This is a genomic window from Brevundimonas sp., assembly GCF_041688735.1.
Lineage (GTDB): Bacteria > Pseudomonadota > Alphaproteobacteria > Caulobacterales > Caulobacteraceae > Brevundimonas.
This window is the reverse complement of record NZ_JBDNHO010000015.1, coordinates 59,721-79,345: the sequence shown is the minus strand read 5'-3', so window position 1 is coordinate 79,345 and position 19,625 is coordinate 59,721. Positions and strand designations below refer to the sequence as shown.

Here is a 19,625-nt window from a genome sequence, read left to right as displayed (position 1 = left end):
CCACAAATGCCCGAAGTCATCCTGCCCGGCGCCTCTGGCCGTATTGAAGGCCGTTATTCGCCGGGCAAGCGCCCGAACGCGCCGATCGCCCTGATCCTGCATCCGCACCCCAAGGCGAACGGGCATATGAACAATCCGGTCACGGTGACCCTGTACCAGCTGTTTCAGAAGCGCGGCTTCGCCACCCTGCGCTACAACAGCCGCGGCGTCGGCAAGTCGCAGGGCGAGTTCGACAGCGGCATCGGCGAATTGGCCGACGCGGCAACGGCCCTCGACTGGCTCCAGACCAACAATCCCGGCGCCTCCCAGACCTGGGTCGGCGGCTATCAGTTCGGCGCCTACATCGGTATGCAGCTGCTGATGCGCCGCCCGGAGACCGACGGCTTCATCTCGGTCTCGCCACCGTCGAACATGTACGACTTCAGCTTCCTCGCCCCCTGCCCGGCCTCTGGCCTGTTTCTGCACGGAACCAACGACACCGTCGTGCCGCCGGTCGAGGTCGAACGCGTGGTCAACAAGCTGCGTACCCAAAAAGGGATTATCATCGACTACGAGCTGGAAGAGGGCGCGACCCACTTCTGGCAGGACCACATCGGCGCCGTCGAACGCCGCGTGGGGCTCTATCTGGACAAGCGGCTGGCCGAAAAGCCGGCGTAGTCGCAACGGCCACTCTGTGATATTCTGACCTGATTATTGGTCAGGCGCTATCTCATGACGACGGTCAATCTCGCGGAAGCCAAGGCTCATCTCAGCGCATTGGTCGACCGGGCTTCGAAAGGCGAGGAGATCGAAATCCTCCGCCACGGAAAACTCGTTGCACGCCTGTTGCCGCCTGCCGGAAGGGCTTCACAGCCGTTCGACTGGAAGGCGCTCAAGGCCTTTACGGATTCCATGCCCATGCAGTCAGAAAACGCGGCCGATCTCATTCGCCGCATGCGGGACGACGGTTATTGACACTTTATCTGGATACCGCGCTCCTTATCGCGGCGGTGGTCAAGGAACCGACGACGCCGGTTGTCCAAAAATGGCTTGAATCAAACGGCGCGGGCGGCTTTGCAACCAGTCGCTGGGCGCTGACCGAGGCCTCGTCTGCCCTCGCCCTCAAGGTACGAACGGGTGACCTGACCCACGAACAAAGGCTCGCCACCTTGATGATGTTCCGCAGCCTGGTCGGGACCATGGAATTGGTAGCGATACAGCAAGCTGATTTCGAAGCAGCCGCAAGCCTGATGGATCGCGAGACTGTCACGCTGAAGTCAGGAGACGCACTTCACCTCGCGGTCGCGACACGCCTGAATATGCCTCTTCGAACGCTGGACCGTCGGTTCGTGGCCGGTGCCAAATCGACCGGATGTGATGTTCTGGTCGCGACGGATCAGTAAAGCAGGAACCGCTTCCGCGCCTCGATCCAGGCCCGCTCATCCGGCCCCGCCAGCGCCTCCAGATCGCCCGGCATGGACGTCGCGTCATCGACCCATTGCCGCAGTCCCGGACCACCGTTGATCACGTCGATGGCCAGCTTGTCGAAGACGTATTCGTACGGGAAATCCCGCCACAGCGGATAGTCCGGATACAGCCGCCGGATCGCCTTGAACCCCAGCGCCTGAAGCCGCCACGGCTGGAAAGCCGCATGGTCATAGGCCGGGTCGTCGACGTGGACCTGCACCCCGTGACAAAGCGTCCCGACATGTTTGTGGAACGTCGGCTCGAACCAGATCTCGCGCAGGCGGCATCCCTTCAGCCAGTCCGGCGCGAACGCCTGCATCTCTTCGATCACCGCCCGGGCGTCGATGTCGGGTGCTCCGAACAGCTCCAGCGGCCGCGTGGTGCCCCGCCCTTCGGACAGGCTCGTGCCCTCCAGCATCACCGTCCCGGCATAGGCCCGCGCCATCGACAGGTTTGGCGCATTGGGGCTGGGGTTGATCCAGCTGCGCTCGCCCAGCGGCCAGCCATAACCCGGGCCCTGATCCGGCAGCCAGCCCTGCATCTCGATGACGCGGTATTCGACGTCCAGCTTGAAGTGGTCGATGAACCAGTGGCCCATCTCGCCCAGGGTCATGCCGTGCCGCATCGGCATCGGCCCGGCCCCGACAAAGCTCTCCCAGCCCGGCAGCAGCGTCGTGCCCTCGACCGGCCGCCCGGCGGGATTGGGCCGGTCCAGCACCCACACCGCCTTGCCGTGTTTCGCCGCCTCTTCCAGCACATAGAGCAGCGTCGTCACGAAGGTGTAGATGCGGCAGCCCAGGTCCTGCATGTCGACCAGGATGACGTCGAACGTCTCCATCGCCTGACCGGTCGGCCGTCGCACCTCGCCGTACAGGCTGAACACCGGAATCCCGAGCCGCGGATCGGTGAAGTCCGGGCTCTCCATCATATTGTCCTGCAGATCGCCCCGCATCCCGTGCTGCGGTCCGAAGGCCGCACTCAAGGTGATGTCCGGGCAGGCCGCCAGCGCATCCAGCGAATGCGTCAGGTCCGCCGTCACCGACGCCGGATGCGCCAGCAGGGCGACCCGCTTGCCCTTTAGCGGTGCCCGCAGTTCAGGTTCGGAGATCAGGCGGTCGATGCCGAATTTCATGCGGGCTCCGGAGGCGGCAGGGTAAAGGCGAACGAGTCTGGATGATGAAAGTCCGGCTTACCCGGCGGATGGGCCAGCGCCCAGTAGGACAGGCCACCGTCGATGTCCTCGATTACGACGGCAAGCCCGAGCCGCCAGTCATCTGCGGGCAGATCGGGTCTCGCCATCCGCCCCAGGTCGATCTCGACGCGCAATTCCAGTTCGGGTGCCAGCAGGCCCTCCATGACCCAGGGCGGTTCGATATTCGCCGGCGTCATGTCCGCGCGATAGCCGCTGAACCGATAGGCGGCCCACTGCATTGAGGTCGTGAGATTCAGCTCGACATAGCCTTCGGCGTCGCCGTTACGTACGAATGCCTCGAAACAGGTGTGCCGCCAGAGCTCGTCGGCCCGGCCCGGCTTGCACTCGGGCGGCAGACGGATGGCCGCAACGTCACCGGACACCGTATAGCTTAGCTTGAGCGTCCCCTCGAACGGTCGTCCGACTTCGACCTCAATCCGTTCCACCGGCGTCGAACGCGTAGTCGGATGGGGTGTCAGAACGAGCATTCCGCCTGTCTGCCACGGGCATTACAGGGACGCCAACCCGGCCTCCCTCTTTCTTCTTTCGTCATTCCGGCGAAGGCCGGAACCCAGCGGCGCGCGCGAGCCCGAACCTGCCGGGAGCGCGAACAGGTGATTTGTCTCTGACCCATGGCCGGTGTTTCGCCGCGGTCGCGGCGCCGCTGGGTACCGGGTTCCGCTGCGCGGCCCCGGAATGACGAAAGGAGAAAGAGACAATCGGCTGGCGTTTCAGCCGGAGCGGCCCTCGTGCTACACGCCCCTTCCTCGCAACGCCAAGCCTGAGCAGATGACCGAGCCCGCCTTCAAGTCCGACTTCCTGCGAACCCTTCAGGCGCGCGGTTACATCCATCAGATCACCCACCCGGCCGAGCTGGACGCCGCCGCCGCGGCCGGCGTGGTCACCGGCTACGTCGGCTTCGACGCGACCGCCCCGTCGCTGCACGTCGGGAATCTCATCTCGATCATGATGCTGCGCCGCCTGCAGCAGGCCGGCGGCAAGCCCATCGTCCTGATGGGCGGCGGCACCACCAAGGTCGGCGACCCGACCGGCAAGGACGCCTCGCGGCCCCATCTGACCGACGAAACCATCCAGTCGAACCTCGCCTCGATCAGGACGGTGTTCGAGAAATTCCTGACCTTCGGCGACGGCCCCACCGATGCGGTCGTGGTCGACAACGACGCCTGGCTGTCGACCTACGGCTATGTCCAGTTCCTTCGCGAATACGGCACGCATTTCACCATCAACCGGATGCTGGCCTTTGACTCGGTCAAGCTGCGGCTGGAACGCGAACAGCCGATGACCTTCCTCGAGTTCAACTATATGCTGATGCAGTCGGTGGACTTCCTCGAGCTGAACCGTGCCCGGAACTGCACCCTGCAGATGGGCGGCTCGGACCAGTGGGGCAATATCGTCTCGGGCGTCGACCTCGTGCGCCGCGTTGACCACAAGGCCGCCTTCGGCCTGACCACCCCTCTGCTGACCACGGCCTCGGGTGGCAAGATGGGCAAGACGGCCCAGGGTGCGGTCTGGCTCAACGCCGAACAGCTGAGCCCCTATGACTACTGGCAGTTCTGGCGCAACGCCGACGACGCCGACGTGGGCAGATTCCTGCGCCTCTTCACCGATCTGCCGCTGGACGAGATAGCGCGGCTCGAAGCGCTTGACGGCGCAGCCATCAATGACGCCAAGAAAGCCCTGGCCGACGCGGCCACAACGATGCTGCACGGCGCGGATGCCGCCGCCACCGCCCGCGCCGCGTCAGAAGGCGCATTTGAGCGCGGCACGCTTTCGACCGATCTGCCGACCATCGACCTGCCCTCGGCCGAAGTGATCGGCACCATGCTCGCCGCTCTTGCGACCCGTGCGGGGCTCACCGCCTCGAACGGTGAGGCCCGCCGACTGGCCCAGGGCGGGGGCCTGCGACTGAATGACGTGGCGATTGTCGACGGTGCGCGGCTTATCGAGGCGTCCGACGTCAATGCGGACGGCGTGCTGAAACTGGCGGCGGGCAAGAAGAAGCTGATGCTCGTCCGCCCTGTCTGAAGGGAGAGATTGAATGCCCGAAATCACCGAGGGCCAACCAGCCCCCGCGTTCGACATGCCGGCCGATGGCGGCGGCCGCGCCACCCTGTCGGGCCCGACCGTCCTCTACTTCTATCCCAAGGCCGACACGCCGGGCTGCACCAGTGAGGCCAAGGATTTCTCCGAACACGCCGACGCCTTCGCCGCAGCCGGAGTGACAGTCATCGGCGTATCGAAGGACCCGGTGAAGAAGCTCGACAGGTTCAAGGCCAAATACGACCTCAAGGTCACCCTGGCCTCGGACGAAGAGGCCGGGGTCACCGAGGTCTGGGGCGTCTGGGTCGAGAAGAGCATGTATGGCAAGACCTATATGGGGATCGAGCGCGCCACCTTCCTGATCGATGGAACCGGCGTGGTCAGGCGCGTCTGGCGCAAGGTCTCGGTCAAGGGGCATGCGGCCGAAGTCTTGGCGGCCGTGCAAGCCCTCTGACCACGGACGAATTTTGCGCGTCAAATGTGTAAACTTGTAACTGTATTTTCCGCCCTCGCCCTCCAAGCGAAATCGTAGCGTGAATACAGGTCATATTCGATCGCAGGACTGTGAAGATGATTAGCAAGTCGCGGACAGACTTGTCCCCAGGCCAAAGTCCGGCACATATACTGCTTGTACGTGGCGGTATTGCGTGATGACCGAACAAGAGCCGACCGTAAGGCGGTCTCTGATCCGAAAGGGGTTCCGATCCGATACCGGTACCTGCGCGACGGCGACGCCGTCCGCGCCTGGGCGCTGACACCCGGCAAACAGGTTCTGGCGGCTGTCGCTGCGGTCCTGCCGGGCGGTTGGGCCCTTACCGCATCGGACAGCCTGATCTTCAACACGGTGGCGCCGAGCCAGGCGGATCGCGCGATCGCCAGCGGCCGCGTCGCCTCAGAGCACATGAACGGCGATCTTCAGGCGCGTCTGGACCGCGCCGTCATTCGCATGACGGCCACGACCGGATCACTGGACGAGATGGCCCAGATGGTCGAGCGGCACCCCGCGCTGCATCAGGGTCAGGATTTCGCGGCGCCGCTGAACACGCCCATTCGCGCGCCCGCTCCCGGAATCGTGTCTTTCGCCGGAGTCCGTTCAGGGTATGGCAACACCGTTGAAATAGACAATGGACGCGGGTTCAAGACGCGCTATGCCCATCTGAATTCCATGGCGGTCCGACCCGGCCAGCGCATCGTGCTCGGCCAGAAGATCGGGGCCATGGGCACGACAGGACGCTCCACCGGCGTTCACCTGCACTATGAGGTGTGGATGAACGGTCGCCCGCAAAACCCAGCCCGCTTCATGAGAGCCGGAGACCGACTTGTTCAACAAGACTAAATCCCCCACCCCGTCGGCCCATCCGCGCACCGAGTCCGGCTCGGCCATTCCGCCCCCGCCCGACCTGCCGACGCCAGGCCAGTCCAGCGCGCCCACCCCTTCTGGAGGCCACCCGGCCGCCGCCGCGACAGCCAGCCAGCGCGCCCTCTCCACCCTCTCGGCCGACCTCCAGTTTGACGGCCAGATCTCCGGTAGCGGCGATCTGCAGATCGACGGCGCGATCAAGGGTGACGTCCGCGTCGGCCGTCTGATCGTCGGCGAGACCGGTGCCGTCGAAGGCAGCGTCTCGGCCGACTATGTCGAGGTGCGTGGCCGCATCGTCGGCGGCATCACCGGCAAACAGGTCAAGCTGGTCGCCACCGCCTATGTCGACGGCGACATCACCGCCGAACAGATGTCGATCGACATCGGCGCCTATTTCCAGGGCCGCGTCCTGCAAGGCCGCCGCGAAGCCGCCGCCGCCGCGCCCGAGCCCGAGCCCGCGCCGTAGATCATCGACATGAAGGCCCCGGAGAGGTCCGGCGCCTTTTTCAGATCGGGCGCAGCACTAATTCCCTCTCTCGCTTGCGGGAGACGTGGCCCGTCGATTGCGCAGCGATCCAGGGTCGGAGAGGGAAGTGGGCGCGCTGCTCAACACTTCCGCCATCGTCGCTGTTCGCCTGCGGCGAAGACGCGACACTTGCACCGCAAGCGGGGGAAGGAGAAAAGACGGACAACCAACATATTGGCGCGGCCCTACTCCACCGTGCTCCCCCGCGTCTCGCCGACCCGTGCAGCCAGGGCCGCGCCCATGAACATGTCCAGATCGCCGTCCAGCACGCCCTGGGTGTCGGAGGTCTCCACATTGGTCCGCAGGTCCTTGACCATCTGGTACGGCTGCAGGACGTAGGACCGGATCTGGTGACCCCAGCCGATGTCGGTCTTGGCGTCGGCCATCGCCTGGGCGGCCGCCTCGCGGGTCTGCAGCTCCAGTTCGTACAGCCGCGCCCTCAGCATCTTCCACGCCTGCTCGCGATTCTGGTGCTGCGACCGGCCCGCCTGGCAGGCCACGACGGTATTGGTCGGGATGTGCGTCAGGCGAACGGCCGAATCCGTCTTGTTGATGTGCTGACCGCCGGACCCCGAGGCGCGATAGGTGTCGGTGCGCACATCCGACGGATTGATGTCGATGACGATGGTGTCGTCCACCACCGGCGAAACCCCGATCGAGGCGAACGAGGTGTGCCGCTTGGCCGCCGCGTCAAACGGGCTGATCCGCACCAGCCGGTGCACGCCAGATTCCGACTTCAGCCAGCCGTAGGCGTTCGGGCCGGTGATCAGGATGGTCGCCGACTTGATGCCCGCCTGTTCGCCGGATTCCTCGGCCTCCAGTTCGACCTCATAGCCATGGGCCCTGGCCCAGCGCGAATACATCCGCAGCAGCATCCCGGCCCAGTCGCAGGACTCGGTGCCGCCGGCCCCGGAGTTCACTTCCAGATAGGCGTCGTTGCCGTCGGCCTCACCGCACAGCAGGGCCTCCAGCTCGGCGCGGGCGGCGCGGTCCTTGATCGCCTTCAGCGAGGCGCGCGCGTCTTCCAGCGCCGCCTCGTCGCCCTCCTCATCGGCCATTTCGGACAGCATGACGCCGTCTTCCAGCCCGCTGGCCATCTCGCGCACCGTGTCGATCTGGGCGGCCAGCCGAGATCGGTCGCGCGATACGGCCTGGGCTGCCTCGGGGTCGTTCCACAGCGTCGGGTCCTCGACCCGGGCGTTCAGCTCATCAAGTTTTCGAAGCGCGACATCCCAGTCAAAGACGCCTCCTGAGCAGAGCGATGCTCTGCTCGATGTCGGCCTTCATGGCCTCGACATCCGGTCTCATCGCCAACTCCTGCGACACAATAGGGAGGCGCGGACATAGAGCGCGCCGGGGCGAGTGGCTAGTGATTAGTGGCGAGTGGCGAGTGGCTGGTGATCGTGGGTGAGGCGGACGCCCTGCTGAAGCCGTTGGCGCGGCCGTCTATCCAGACTATCATTAGCCACTGATCACCAGCCACTCCCTCAATACAGCCCGCTCAAGTCCTCGGCGGCTTCCTTCTTGGGCGGTGGCGGGGTCAGGGGCGGAGCGGTCGGAGCCGTGGCGGGGTTTCCGGCCGCCTCGTCCTGTTCGCGGCGAACGAGCTCGTTGTAGTTCTGGGGGCCGACCGGAACGGTGGGACCGCGCGGACGCTCTTCCTCGCGACGGCGCTCGGTGCCGGGTCGGAAGGCTTCCTCGATGCCGTCGACCGTGCGGAAGATGGCGTTCTTCGGCCGAACGAGCGGGCGCGCCGGTCGCTCGCGCAGGGCGACTTGCATGAACTCCCTGAACACGGGCACCGGTCCCGTCGCGCCGGTCTCGCCCGTACCGAGCGGCCGGTTGTCGTCGAAGCCGATGAAGACGCCGACCACGATGTCCGACGAGAAGCCGACGAACCAGGCCGAGCGATATTCGTTCGTCGTCCCCGTCTTGCCGCCCACGTGAGGGCCGAGGCTGGCGGCGCCGGCGCCCGTGCCACGCCGGACCACGCCTTCCAGCATGGAACTGACCTGATAGGCGGTGATCGGGTCGATGACCTGGGTTCCGCGCTGCTCGAGGCGCGGTGATTCCTGGCCGCTGAACGGGCGGCCGCAATCGCGGCAACGGCGCTGATCGGCGCGGAAGATGGTCTCGCCGTCGCGGTCCTGGACCATTTCGATCAGATAGGGATCGACCCGCCGGCCGCCGTTGACAAAGGCCGCATAGGCCGCAGTCAGGTGATAGGGCGTGGTCTCGCCCGCGCCCAGCGACACCGACAGATTGGGCTGCAGGTCTTCGGCGACGCCCATCTTCTTCGACAGGTTGACCACGTTGCGCATGCCGATGTCCTGGGCCAGCCGCACCGTCATGACGTTGCGCGACAGCTCCAGCCCGCGACGCAGGCTCTGGGGCCCGTAATACTCACGACTGTAGTTCTCGGGGGTCCAGCGCTCGCCGTCGCGACCGCCGGCGAAGCTGATCGGCGCGTCCAGCACGATGGAGGCCGGCGTGTAGTCGCCTTCCAGCGCGGCCGCATAGACGAAGGGCTTGAAGGCCGAGCCCGGCTGGCGCTTCGCCTGGGTCGCGCGGTTGAAGCTGGCCGGGGCATACGAATACCCGCCGACCATCGCCAGCACCCGGCCCGACTGAGGCTCAATCGCCACCAGGGCGCCGTTGACGGCGGGCACCTGTTTCAGAGCGTACTTGTCGTCTCTCGGCTCGACGAAAATCAGGTCGCCGCGACGCAGCTGGCGGTTGGCGTTGGCCCAGGCGGCATCCTCAACGAGCAACGCGCCTGTGTTACCGCCGTCGGCGGTGCGGACACGCACAGTGTTCCCGGTCACGCTCTCGACGGCGGCGGCTTCCCAGGCCCGACGCTCTGGCGGACGGGTGCCGCGCAAGGCGGTTTTCTGCCAACCGGCGGCGAAGTCCGTCGTGCCCCACGGTCCGCGCCAGCCGTGGCGGCGGTCATAATTCTCCAGCCCCTTCATCAGGGCATCCCGTGCCGCCGACTGCAGGCTGGGGTCCAGCGTCGTCCGCATATAATAGCCGCCGCGATTGACGTCTTCCTTGCCGAAGCGGGCGATGGCCTGACGGCGCGCCTCTTCGACGAAGAAGTCGGCGTCGGCATACTGAGCCCGGCGCGGCGCGTCCTGCGTGATCAGAGGCCTGGCCTGGCTCCGCGCCAGATCGGCCTGCGCCAGCCAGCCGCTCTGCGCCATCTCTCCCAGCACCCAGTCGCGACGGGCCTTGGCCCGCTCGGGATGGCGTTTGGGATGATAGTTGTTCGGACCCTTGGGCAGGGCCGCCAGGAAGGCCGCCTCGTCCGGCGTCAACTGCTCCAGCGACTTGCCGAAATAGTTGAAGGCCGCCGCGGCCACGCCGTAGGAGCGATAGCCAAGGAAGATGTCGTTCATATAGAGTTCGAGGATCTGTGGCTTGGACAGGGTGGCTTCCAGCCGGTTGGCCAGGATGGCTTCCTTGACCTTTCGGTTGACGCTGTTTTCGGGCGTCAGCAGTACGTTTTTGGCGACCTGCTGAGTGATGGTCGATCCGCCCTCCAGCCGTCGGCCCGTGGCCGCGTTGAAGACGTTCTTGAACATGGCCCGGCCCAGACCGGACACGTCGATGCCGCCGTGGTTGAAGAAATTTCGGTCCTCGGCCGCCAGAAACGCCTGCACCACCGGCAGCGGGATTTGCTCATAGGGCACATAGATGCGCCGCTCATCCGAGAACTCGCCGATCAGGGTTCCGTCGCCGGCATAGACGCGAGTCGCGGTCGCCGGCCGGTAGTCGGCCAGCTCGGACGCGTCGGGCAGATCATGGAACAGCCAGGCCGCATAGACGGCGACGATCAGCCCCGCCAGGGCGATCGCGCCCAGTATCGCGACACCCGCCATTACGAACCAGCGTTCGGCAATCTTCACCGCAGTCTCCGAAAGGTTCGCCCTGCGGATCGTTTAGCCCGCGTCGTGCGCGTCCGCCAGAGCAAGCGTGCCCAAGCCCTGGCGACGCGTCAGCTCCTGTCGCGCGGCGGCCACGACATCGGCGTCCATATCCCCCTGCCCGGTCATCCAGCGCAGATAGTCGTCGGGCGGTTCGGCCCACGGACGGCCGCGATGCTTGCCGAACGGAATGCGATCCAGACGGCGCGGCTCACGGGTCCAGGCGATCATCTGTTCGACGCTGGCCTCCTTAAGCAGGTCCATCAGGATATGGGCCGTCACCCAGGCGTCCGGCCCCGCCCGGTGCGCCGGATCAGCCAGGGCCGGATCGAGCGCGAACCCGCGCCAGTAGCGCAGCACCTGGTTGGAATGCCCCGGTGCCTGAGGCCACACCGCCTTGGCCGAGCGTACGGTGCATATCCACGGCACGCCCCCGACCGCCGTATCGGCGATGAAGCCCCGCTCGAACCGCGCGCTGTGCGCCACCATGACGTCGGCCGGTTGTGCGAACATCTCGCGCAGGGCGTATTCGTCGCAATGCGGATCGTCGGCGCAGAAATGGGCGGGCGTCAGATGGTGCACCGCCATCGCATGAAACGAGATGTCGCCGCGCGGCCGGAACAGTTTCGTCACCGGCGGCAGCGGCCGCCAGCCCTCCCCGTCCCGCACCACATCGACGAACCCGACCTCGAGGATCTCTGAGCTCCGGTCTCCCCCGCTGGTCTCCAGATCGACGACTCTCAGGCGCATGGGACGGAGATAGGGGGTTTGGAGCGAGAGGGCGAGCCGGGTGCGTCCGGTCTGTCTCTTTGCCCTCAGCATCAAATGTCGCGGTCGGATGACATCGCTGATCCGTCCCCCATATCGGGAGGCATGACCCAAACGCTCGTCCGGTATGATCGCGCCTGCCAGCTTTGCCGGCGGAAGACCGCCCTGATGCGTCGGCTGAATCCGGCATGAGGCCGCGTCCCGATCCCGTGGGCCCCGGGCAGGAGAGCGTCTGGACCTTTCCGCGTCCGGCGATCGCCGAGCCGATTTCGGCCCATGTCGTCATCGCCCACGCGGGCGTGATCGTCGTCGAGACCCGCGCCGCCGTCCGTACGCTGGAGACCAGCCATCCGCCCAGCTACTATATACCGCCTTCCGACATCGCCCCGGGCCGTTTGCGCCGCGCGGACGGCGGCTCGTTCTGCGAGTGGAAGGGCCAGGCGGTCTATTGGGACGTTGTGATCGACGGTCTGGTCCTGCCGCGTGTCGGCTGGAGCTATCCAAACCCCACGGCGGCGTTTGCCGCCTTGCGCGACCACGTCGCCTTCTACGCCGGCCCCTTCGACCGATGCAGCGTCGACGGCGAGACGGTCGTCCCCCAGGCCGGCGCGTTCTACGGCGGCTGGATCACGTCCCGGCTGGCCGGACCCTTCAAGGGTGGCCCAGGAACCCTCGGCTGGTGATGCGATGACAAGGCCCCCCTATGAGCCTCGCGGCCGTCAAGTGCCCAGCGGTCGCCTGTCGCGCTTCAGCCAGTTCGGACGGCTGGCCGGCTCCGTGGCGGGGGGCATGATCGCCGAGGGGGCGAGGCGGCTGGCGGACGGCGAGCGGCCGCAGCTGCGCGACATGCTGCTGACGCCGGCCAATTTCGGCAAGATCGCCGACCGCCTGTCGCACCTGCGCGGCGCCGCGATGAAATTGGGCCAGATGATCTCGATGGACGCCGGCGACCTGCTGCCCGCCGAGCTGTCGCAGATCATGGGTCGGCTGCGCGACAACGCCCACCACATGCCCCCGGCCCAGCTGCAACAGGTTCTGGCACGGGAATGGGGCCCCGACTGGCGGACGCGGTTCGAGCGTTTCGAACTTCGCCCGATCGCCGCCGCCTCCATCGGCCAGGTGCATCGGGCGGTCACCCGTGATGGCCGCGAACTGGCGATCAAGGTGCAATATCCGGGCGTGCGTGAAAGCATCGACGCCGATGTCGACAACGTCGCGACATTGTTGCTTATGTCGGGTGCCATCCCTCGGGCGATCGACATCGCGCCGCTGCTGGCCGAAGCGAAGTTGCAGCTGGTCGAGGAGGCCGACTACGAACGCGAGGGCGAGCAGATGAGCCTGTTCGGTCGGTTGCTGGCCGATACGCCCGAGGTCGTCGTGCCGACGCTGGATCCCGAACTGACCACCTCGCGCGTTCTGGCCATGACGTTTCTCGAGGGCCGTCCGATCGAGTCGCTCGAAACCGCCCCCCAGGCCGATCGTGACAAGGCGATGCAGACGCTGATGACGCTTGTGCTGCGCGAGCTGTTCGAGTTCGGCGTGATGCAGACCGATCCGAATTTCGCCAACTACCGGATTCAACCCCTGACCGGACGGCTGGTCCTGCTGGATTTCGGCGCGGCGCGGGCCGTCGATCCTGCCACGGCACAGGGCTACCGCCGGCTGTTGCACACGGGCATGGCGGGCGACCGCGCGGCCGTCCGTCAAGCGGCGCTGGCGGCCGGTTTCCTCGGCCCTAAGGCCGTCGCCCGCCACGGCGCGCGCCTGGATCAGATGATCGACGTGATCATCGGCGAGCTCAACCGACCCGGACTGTTCGACTTCGGCGACCGCCGTTTCGTCGGGGCGTTGCGCGATCCGGGCATGGAAATCGCGGCGGACACGGCGGCCTGGCATGTGCCTCCGGCGGACATTCTTTTCGTTCAGCGCAAGATCAGCGGGACCGCCTTGCTGGCCGCGCGGCTCAAGGCCCGCGTTGATGTCAGGAAGATCGTCGAACCCTGGCTCGCCGGTGGAGAGGATACGGCTGCGGCGCTGTGACGGCAGGAACGAAACGCGTTGAACCCCGGCTGTGCGCGAAAGCGAGGAGAGGCAAAGGTCCGTTCCTGCCGCAAAAGGCGGTGCCGATCGGTGCTCGCCCGCACTGTCTCTTTCCTGTTCCTTTTCGCCGATTGCCATCATAATCCTTCATGACAACCAACTGATTTTTGACAGCTTTGGGAAACTTCAGCGTCAACCACCCGCCCTGCTGACCGCCCGTGCGATACTGTTCCCCGTTCCGTCGCGGGGGAGGCGCCTCGGCGCGGCCCACACGCGCCCGGGCCGGATTGCACCGATTGCACCGATTGCACTGTTTTTTCGGGTGCAACGGCCGGGGCCGGTGCCAGAGCGAAATCGGTTAGGGGGCGATGGCGTCCAAACCCCGATATCGCTCCAGCATAATGCTGGAGCCTGATTTACGGCATCGGCGGAAACGCGAAGCGATCCCTCCCCAAACCGATCCGGCTTTAGGGCTGGCCCGCCGCCCCGTTGGACGCCATCTGCAGACCGCCTGCCGGTTCGCGGAAATAGCGGTCGATGCCTTGGGCGACGGCCCGGATCAGCCGACGGCGCGCGCGCGCGTCGTTCAGCATCCGCTCGTCTTCCGGATTGGTGATGAAGCCCATCTCCAGCAGGACGGCGGGCACGTCGGGGGCCAGCAGAATCGCCAGGCCCGCGTCGCGGTGGCTGCGCCGCAGCAGCGGTTGATCAGCCCCCTCCAGCTCACTTAGCAGCGTGCGGGCCAACTGGGCGGAGCGGTTCTGGGTCGCCCGCTGGGTCATGTCCAGCAGGATGCGGTCCACCGAGGCGTCCCGTCCGGGCAGGTTCAGACTGCGCTGCCAGTTGTCACCGCGCGTGAACTCGCGCACCGCCCTGCCCGCCCCCTGTTCGGACAAGGTATAGACGCTGGCGCCCCGCGTCGCCGGATCGGGTCCGGCGTCGGCGTGCAGCGAGATGAACAGGTCCGCGTCGGCCTGACGGGCGATGGCCACGCGCCGGTGCAGGGCGACGTAGGCATCGGTGTCGCGGGTCAGACGCACGCGATAGCGTCCGGTGCGCTCCAATTCCTGCTTCAGGGCCTGGGCCGCCGCCAGGGTGATGTCGCTCTCGTTGGAACTCTGGCCTTGCGCGCCGGGATCGCGACCGCCGTGGCCCGCGTCGATGAAGATCAGCGGACGGTCCGCAGGTCGCGCCGACCGGGCCTCGGCGGGGACCCGGGCCGGAGCGCGGGTCGTGCCAAGGATCGGGGGGCGTCCGGTGGCCTTCAGGTCGATGACGTAACGATAGTGGGCGATGCCGTCGCCGGGCGGCAGCAGGAAACGGCGCTCGATCCGGGCGCTGGTGGCCAGATCCATCTCGACCCGCGAGGCCAGCCCCGAGCCGGTGACGCGCCAGCCGCGCACCAGGCCGACGCCCGTGCCATTCAGGCCCCGGCTCGGCGCGACGCCGGACAGGGTCACGACTATGCGGCCGTCGTCGCCGGACTGGATGATTTCGCCACGAGACGTGCGGTCCAGGTCGACGACCACGCGCGTGCGCTCCCCGTCGCCGCCGAAGCGGACCCGCATCACCTCGCCCACGGCCCCCGAGGCCAGACCTCGCCCGGCCGCCAGAGCGGCGACGCCGAAGACGATCAGCGCCACAGTCAGCGTCGTCCAGGCGCGCGCGGACAGGCGCCGGCCGGGGCCGGGCAGCCATGACGACAGGTCGAGACGCGACAGCCCGTTCATTTTCACGGAAACCCACCCTGTTGGCTGGCGGGCATCATGGCGCCACGTCGTCGCCAAGCGGTTAAGGCGAACGCGCCTTTTCATTCACGGTCTTGATGACTATGATCGATCTGCTCGCGAACCGATCGCGTTCCCCCGCATCGCCGGGTCCGGGACGCGCCCTCCTTGCGGCGATACTTTCACTGATCCGAGGGTCGACCGGCCAGACGCGCCGACGATCCGACGACCGGGCCCGAAACGCCGCCTCCCAGAGGCGCGAGCGGGTCCAGGACCGACCTTCCCCATGGGCTCAAACGCCTGCGCTCCCTTCCGGTCTGATCTGACCGACTTCGCTTCCGGCATTCGCCGGGACGACGGAGCCGCGCCTGCGTTCGCCCGCCTCACCCCCATTCGGCGAGCCGCCATGCCCCTCAGCCCCGTGCTGACCGGCCTGGCCAGAGCGCGCCAGAGAGAGACATTCCATGTCAAAGACCATGTTGATCGACGCCGCCCACGCGGAAGAAACCCGCGTCGCGATCGTCGAGGGCCGTCAGATCGAGGAATTCGACTTTGAATCCCGCTCGAAGCGCCAGCTCCGGGGCAACATCTATCTCGCCAAGGTCACCCGCGTAGAGCCCAGCCTTCAGGCGGCCTTCGTGGAATATGGCGGCAATCGCCACGGCTTCCTCGCCTTCAGCGAGATCCACCCGGACTACTACCAGATCCCCGTCGCCGACCGCGAAGCCATCATGGCCGAGGCGCATTCGGACGACGATGATCACGACGAACACGCCCGCGAAGGCGACGATGAATCCGAAGGCGGCATGGCCGAGGAAGAGCGGCTCAAGCGTCGCCTGATGCGCCGCTACAAAATCCAGGACGTCATCAAGCGTCGTCAGGTCATGCTGGTCCAGGTCGTCAAGGACGAGCGCGGCGGCAAGGGCGCGGCCCTGACCACCTGGCTGTCGCTGGCCGGCCGCTACTGCGTGCTGATGCCCAACACGGGCAAGGGCGGCGGCATCTCCCGCAAGATCACCCAGGCCACCGACCGCAAACGCCTGAAGGCCGCTGCGGCCGCCCTGCATGTGCCGCAAGGCATGGGCCTGATCATCCGCACGGCCGGGGCCAAACGCACCAAGGCCGAGATCAAGCGCGATTACGAATATCTGCTGCGCCTGTGGGAGACGATCCGCGAGACGACGCTGAAGTCCAACGCCCCCTCGATCATCTACGAGGAAGAGAACCTCGTCCGCCGCGCCGTGCGCGACATGTTCGACAAGGATTTCGACGGCATCCAGGTCGAGGGCATCGAAGGCTTCAAGGAAGCCCGCGACTTCATGCGCGTATTGATGCCGTCCCAGTCGAAGAAGGTGCATCTGTATCAGGGCGCGCGTCCGCTCTTCGCCTCGAACGGCATCGAGGAGATGCTGACCCAGATTCACCAGCCGACCGTGCCGCTGAAGTCGGGCGGCTATCTGGTCATCAACCAGACCGAGGCCCTGGTCGCCATCGACGTCAACTCCGGCCGAGCGACCAAGGAACGCAACGTCGAGGCCACGGCCTTCAAGACCAACTCCGAGGCCGCCGTCGAGGCCGCCCGCCAGCTTCGCCTGCGCGACCTGGCCGGGCTGATCGTCATCGACTTCATCGACATGGACGAGTCCAAGAACAACAGGACCGTCGAGAAAATCCTCAAGGACGCTCTGGCCAAGGACCGCGCCCGCATCCAGATGGGCAAGATTTCCGGCTTCGGCCTGATGGAGATCAGCCGTCAGCGCCGTCGTCTCGGCGTCATCGAAGGGGCCACCGAGGTCTGCCCGCACTGCCAGGGCGCCGGTCGCATCCGTTCCGCCGAGAGCGCCGCCCTCGTCACCCTGCGCGGCGTCGACATCGAGGCCGGCAAGAACGGCGCGGGCGCGGTCAATCTGCGTGTCTCGACCGCTGTCGCCCTCTACATCCTGAATCACAAGCGCGACTATCTGCAGAGCCTGCTGGTCCAGCGCGGCCTGAACGTCATCATCCTGATCGACGACACCCTGGCCCAGGGCGAACACGCGATCGAGCGGACGGAGACCCACGAGGACTTTACCCCTCCGGAAGGCGTGGAGACCTTCGTCGATCTCGAGGACGATTTCGACGACAGCGCCTTTGACGACGAAGAGGAAGACGACGAGGTCATCCTCGGCGATGACGAAGGCGACCGGGACCGCGAGGACACGGACGACGACGCCCCGCGCGAGCGCGCTGAACGCAGCGAGGGCGATGGCGACCGTGGCCGGGGTCGCGGCCGTCGTCGTCGCGGCGGGCGTCGCGAGGACGGGGCCGCTCCGCTCGCCGAAGACGCCGCAGCGCCCGCGCTTTCCGCCGAGGACGATGACGACAGCGAGGCCGGCCGTCGCCGTCGTCGGGGTCGTCGTGGCGGGCGCCGCGTCCGCGAGGACGGCGCAGAGACCGACGCCTTCGTCTGGGTCCGTGGGCGCACGCCGTCGTTGAACGATCCCTACGTCTGGTTCGACCCCATCAATCCACAAGCCTCAACACCGCGCGACGTCGGTCAGGCCCAGGCCAGGCCGGACGGCGACGTCGATGAAGTCGTCGGCGAACGTGCCGAGGGCGAGTTGGGCGAGGCCGGTGGCGAACGGACCGGCCGCTCGCGCCGTCGCCGTGGACGCGGTCGTGGCCGGGATCGCGGTGCGACCGAAGGCCTGACCCACGAGGTCAAGGTCGAGACCCGCGCCACAAACGAAGGCATGCCGCCTGACGGCTCGTCCGACACGCCGATGGCGGTCATGGTCGATGGCGAGGCCGACGCTCCGGTTCCGGTCGCTGTCGAGGAACCGAAACGCCGCCGCGTGCGTCGCAAGGTCTCGGCCAGTGCCACGGAAGCTTCGGAAGCCGAAGCCGTGACCACGCCGGTCGAGCCGAACGAAGCCGAGCCCGAGGTGATCGAACCCGCCGTGCTTGACGTCACCCCCGCCGAAGCCGCCGTCGAGGAGCGGCAGATCGTACCGGTCGCCGCTTCCATGCCTGAGATAGACGTCGCGGCCCTCATCGCGGACGACCCGAACCAGATCGGCGCGCCGCCCGAGAAGCCCAAGCGCGGGTGGTGGCGCCGCTGAATGGCCGTGATTAGGTTGTGAATCGGGACGGGGCCGATCGTGGATTTCGGGAGAATGCCTTGAACTGGCTGTCCAAGACCGCCGCCTGTCTCGCCGGAGCCGTCGCCGCGACCGCCATGGTCGCGGTCTCGGCCGCGCCCGCCTCGGCCCAGAGCGCCATCCGTGACACAGAGATCGAGACCATCGTCCACGGCTGGTCCGCCCCGATCTTCACCGCCATGGGGCTGGAGCCGTCCGAGGTCGAGATCCTGTTGATCAATGACGGCGAGCTGAATGCCTTCGCCACCCGCGGGCGGATCATGGGCATCAACACCGGCCTGATCCTGCGGACCCGTAGCGCCAACGAGCTCCTGGGCGTCATCGCGCACGAGGCCGGTCACATCAAGAACCGCCACACCCTGCGTGACGGCGCGCAGAACGCCGGCACCCAGCCCTTGTTGATGACCATGGCCCTGGGCGCTCTGGCCATAGTAGCGGGGGCACCGGACCTCGGTGCCGTCCTGCTGGGCAACAGCCAGTATTTCGGCACCCTCAGCGCCTTGCGATACATGACCCACCAAGAGGGCGAGGCCGACAACACGGGTGCCCGCGCTCTCGAGAAAGCCGGCGAATCGGGCCGCGGTCTGCTCAGTTTCTTCGAGAATTTTCGTTCGCAGGAAGTCTTCTCGGACGCCCGCCGCTATCCCTATTTCCGCAGCCACCCGCTGTCGTCGGACCGCATCGAGACCCTTCGCCGCTTCGTCGCCGAACAGCCCAACTACAATCGCCGCGACAGCCCCGAGCGTGTCGCCGAGCATGCCCTGATCCTGGCCAAGATCCACGCCTTCATGGACAACCCCGGCCAGACGCTGCGCGATTATCCCGAGACGGGCACGACCCTGCCCGTCCGCTATGCCCGCGCCATCGGCCTGTACCGCGACGGCCAGACAGAAAAGGCGCTGGCGGCCGTCGACGTCCTGCTGACGGAACAGCCCGAAAACCCCTACTTCTGGGAACTGAAAGGCCAGATCCTGTTCGAGGAAGGCCGCCCGTCCGAGGCCATCGGCGCACACCAGCGCTCGGTCGACATCCTGCCCGATGCCCCGCTGCTGCGCATCAACCTAGCCCACGCCATGCTGGAGACGGGCGAGGCCGCCAAGCTCAACGACGCGATCGAACAGTTGAAGCGCGCCGCCGCGCTGGAGCGGGAAAACAGCCTGGCCTGGCGCCTGCTGAGCCAGGCCTATGCCAGCCAGGGCAAGGAGGGCGAGGCGCGTCTGGCCTCCGCCGAGATGTTCTTCGCCCTCGGTGCCGAACAGCAGGCCACCCAGTTCGCCCTGCGCGCCCGCGACATGCTGGCCCCCGGTACGTCGGAATGGACCCGCGCCATGGACATCGTCTTCGCGTCCGGAGCTACTCAGGAAGAGGTCGACGCCATGGATCGCCGCCTGGACCGCCAGCAACGCCCCGTGGTCACGCCGGTCGGCGGTTGAACCCCA

17 protein-coding genes are annotated in these 19,625 nt (G+C 66.7%); 11 read left to right on the top strand and 6 right to left on the bottom strand.

Annotation, left to right across the window (positions count from 1 at the left end; all coding sequences use genetic code 11):
- Window positions 1-6 precede the first annotated feature (6 nt).
- From ACESMO_RS02170 to ACESMO_RS02160, 3 genes are read left to right on the top strand one after another with little or no spacing between them, the layout of a single operon-like run.
- Window positions 7-657, top strand: a complete 651-nt coding sequence (locus tag ACESMO_RS02170; protein WP_372706538.1) for an alpha/beta hydrolase — start codon at window positions 7-9, stop codon at window positions 655-657.
- A 54-nt stretch (window positions 658-711) separates the two neighbouring features.
- Window positions 712-954, top strand: coding sequence for a type II toxin-antitoxin system Phd/YefM family antitoxin (locus ACESMO_RS02165; RefSeq protein WP_372706537.1), 243 nt, complete (start codon window positions 712-714; stop codon window positions 952-954).
- A complete protein-coding gene (locus ACESMO_RS02160; protein ID WP_372706536.1) occupies window positions 951-1,382 on the top strand; it encodes a type II toxin-antitoxin system VapC family toxin in 432 nt (143 codons plus the stop codon). The genes ACESMO_RS02165 and ACESMO_RS02160 overlap by 4 nt, the downstream gene beginning before the upstream one ends.
- On the opposite strand, the gene ACESMO_RS02155 is transcribed toward ACESMO_RS02160, so the two are convergent.
- Both ACESMO_RS02155 and ACESMO_RS02150 read right to left on the bottom strand, forming a co-directional pair.
- Complete coding sequence (locus ACESMO_RS02155; protein ID WP_372706535.1) at window positions 1,376-2,578, bottom strand: exo-beta-N-acetylmuramidase NamZ domain-containing protein; 1,203 nt, start codon at window positions 2,576-2,578, stop codon at window positions 1,376-1,378. The two genes, ACESMO_RS02160 and ACESMO_RS02155, sit on opposite strands and share 7 nt — an antisense overlap.
- Window positions 2,575-3,126, bottom strand: a complete 552-nt coding sequence (locus tag ACESMO_RS02150; RefSeq protein ID WP_372706534.1) for a DOMON-like domain-containing protein — start codon at window positions 3,124-3,126, stop codon at window positions 2,575-2,577. Before ACESMO_RS02150 ends, ACESMO_RS02155 begins: the two co-directional genes overlap by 4 nt.
- Window positions 3,127-3,427: 301 nt before the next feature.
- On the opposite strand from ACESMO_RS02150, the gene tyrS reads away from it, so the two are divergent.
- The 4 genes from tyrS to ACESMO_RS02130 all read left to right on the top strand — a co-directional run bounded on the left by tyrS (window position 3,428) and on the right by ACESMO_RS02130 (window position 6,525).
- Window positions 3,428-4,684 (top strand): tyrosine--tRNA ligase, encoded by a 1,257-nt coding sequence (gene tyrS, locus ACESMO_RS02145; protein ID WP_372706533.1) that lies wholly within the window; start codon window positions 3,428-3,430, stop codon window positions 4,682-4,684.
- A 13-nt stretch (window positions 4,685-4,697) separates the two neighbouring features.
- Window positions 4,698-5,153, top strand: coding sequence for a peroxiredoxin (locus ACESMO_RS02140; protein WP_372706532.1), 456 nt, complete (start codon window positions 4,698-4,700; stop codon window positions 5,151-5,153).
- A 189-nt stretch (window positions 5,154-5,342) separates the two neighbouring features.
- Entirely contained in the window at window positions 5,343-6,035 is a 693-nt protein-coding gene (locus ACESMO_RS02135; RefSeq protein WP_372706531.1) for a M23 family metallopeptidase, read from the top strand.
- Window positions 6,019-6,525: a polymer-forming cytoskeletal protein gene (locus ACESMO_RS02130; protein ID WP_372706530.1), complete on the top strand. Its 507-nt coding sequence runs from the start codon at window positions 6,019-6,021 to the stop codon at window positions 6,523-6,525. Before ACESMO_RS02135 ends, ACESMO_RS02130 begins: the two co-directional genes overlap by 17 nt.
- Before the next feature lie 245 nt (window positions 6,526-6,770).
- Here ACESMO_RS02130 and prfB read toward each other — a convergent pair.
- The 3 genes from prfB to ACESMO_RS02115 all read right to left on the bottom strand — a co-directional run bounded on the left by prfB (window position 6,771) and on the right by ACESMO_RS02115 (window position 11,261).
- Window positions 6,771-7,893, bottom strand: a protein-coding gene (gene prfB / locus ACESMO_RS02125) for a peptide chain release factor 2 (protein WP_372706529.1) whose coding sequence is annotated in 2 segments (ribosomal slippage) — window positions 6,771-7,823 and window positions 7,825-7,893 — 1,122 coding nt in all. Because the reading frame shifts where the segments join, the coding sequence is not laid out codon by codon here.
- A 179-nt stretch (window positions 7,894-8,072) separates the two neighbouring features.
- A complete protein-coding gene (locus ACESMO_RS02120) occupies window positions 8,073-10,466 on the bottom strand; it encodes a penicillin-binding protein 1A (RefSeq protein ID WP_372706554.1) in 2,394 nt (797 codons plus the stop codon).
- Between the two features lie 60 nt (window positions 10,467-10,526).
- Window positions 10,527-11,261, bottom strand: coding sequence for an exonuclease domain-containing protein (locus ACESMO_RS02115; protein WP_372706528.1), 735 nt, complete (start codon window positions 11,259-11,261; stop codon window positions 10,527-10,529).
- Window positions 11,262-11,467: 206 nt separating this feature from the next.
- On the opposite strand from ACESMO_RS02115, the gene ACESMO_RS02110 reads away from it, so the two are divergent.
- Together ACESMO_RS02110 and ACESMO_RS02105 are read left to right on the top strand one after the other, a co-directional pair.
- Window positions 11,468-11,962 carry a DUF427 domain-containing protein gene (locus ACESMO_RS02110; protein WP_372706527.1) on the top strand — a complete coding sequence of 165 codons (495 nt, stop codon included), beginning with the start codon at window positions 11,468-11,470 and terminating at the stop codon, window positions 11,960-11,962.
- Between the two features lie 40 nt (window positions 11,963-12,002).
- Window positions 12,003-13,319 (top strand): ABC1 kinase family protein, encoded by a 1,317-nt coding sequence (locus ACESMO_RS02105; RefSeq protein WP_372706526.1) that lies wholly within the window; start codon window positions 12,003-12,005, stop codon window positions 13,317-13,319.
- 467 nt (window positions 13,320-13,786) lie between these two features.
- On the opposite strand, the gene ACESMO_RS02100 is transcribed toward ACESMO_RS02105, so the two are convergent.
- A complete protein-coding gene (locus tag ACESMO_RS02100; RefSeq protein WP_372706553.1) occupies window positions 13,787-15,049 on the bottom strand; it encodes an N-acetylmuramoyl-L-alanine amidase in 1,263 nt (420 codons plus the stop codon).
- 461 nt (window positions 15,050-15,510) lie between these two features.
- Between ACESMO_RS02100 and ACESMO_RS02095 the strand changes: the two genes are divergently transcribed.
- Together ACESMO_RS02095 and ACESMO_RS02090 are read left to right on the top strand one after the other, a co-directional pair.
- On the top strand, window positions 15,511-18,147 hold the full coding sequence (locus ACESMO_RS02095) for an Rne/Rng family ribonuclease (RefSeq protein ID WP_372706525.1): 2,637 nt from the start codon (window positions 15,511-15,513) through the stop codon (window positions 18,145-18,147).
- A 59-nt stretch (window positions 18,148-18,206) separates the two neighbouring features.
- Entirely contained in the window at window positions 18,207-19,619 is a 1,413-nt protein-coding gene (locus tag ACESMO_RS02090) for a M48 family metalloprotease (RefSeq protein ID WP_372706524.1), read from the top strand.
- The last annotated feature ends 6 nt before the right edge of the window (window positions 19,620-19,625 follow it).

What these genes read in the sequence shown, in the direction of transcription:
- ACESMO_RS02140 (WP_372706532.1), top strand. Translation starts at nt 4,698, where the DNA reads ATGCCCGAAATCACCGAGGGCCAACCAGCCCCCGCGTTCGACATGCCG.
- ACESMO_RS02150 (WP_372706534.1), bottom strand. Translation starts at nt 3,126, where the DNA reads ATGCTCGTTCTGACACCCCATCCGACTACGCGTTCGACGCCGGTGGAA.
- ACESMO_RS02095 (WP_372706525.1), top strand. Translation starts at nt 15,511, where the DNA reads ATGTCAAAGACCATGTTGATCGACGCCGCCCACGCGGAAGAAACCCGC.
- ACESMO_RS02155 (WP_372706535.1), bottom strand. Translation starts at nt 2,578, where the DNA reads ATGAAATTCGGCATCGACCGCCTGATCTCCGAACCTGAACTGCGGGCA.
- tyrS (WP_372706533.1), top strand. Translation starts at nt 3,428, where the DNA reads ATGACCGAGCCCGCCTTCAAGTCCGACTTCCTGCGAACCCTTCAGGCG.
- ACESMO_RS02170 (WP_372706538.1), top strand. Translation starts at nt 7, where the DNA reads ATGCCCGAAGTCATCCTGCCCGGCGCCTCTGGCCGTATTGAAGGCCGT.
- ACESMO_RS02120 (WP_372706554.1), bottom strand. Translation starts at nt 10,466, where the DNA reads ATGGCGGGTGTCGCGATACTGGGCGCGATCGCCCTGGCGGGGCTGATC.
- ACESMO_RS02165 (WP_372706537.1), top strand. Translation starts at nt 712, where the DNA reads ATGACGACGGTCAATCTCGCGGAAGCCAAGGCTCATCTCAGCGCATTG.
- ACESMO_RS02115 (WP_372706528.1), bottom strand. Translation starts at nt 11,261, where the DNA reads ATGCGCCTGAGAGTCGTCGATCTGGAGACCAGCGGGGGAGACCGGAGC.
- ACESMO_RS02100 (WP_372706553.1), bottom strand. Translation starts at nt 15,049, where the DNA reads ATGAACGGGCTGTCGCGTCTCGACCTGTCGTCATGGCTGCCCGGCCCC.
- ACESMO_RS02110 (WP_372706527.1), top strand. Translation starts at nt 11,468, where the DNA reads ATGAGGCCGCGTCCCGATCCCGTGGGCCCCGGGCAGGAGAGCGTCTGG.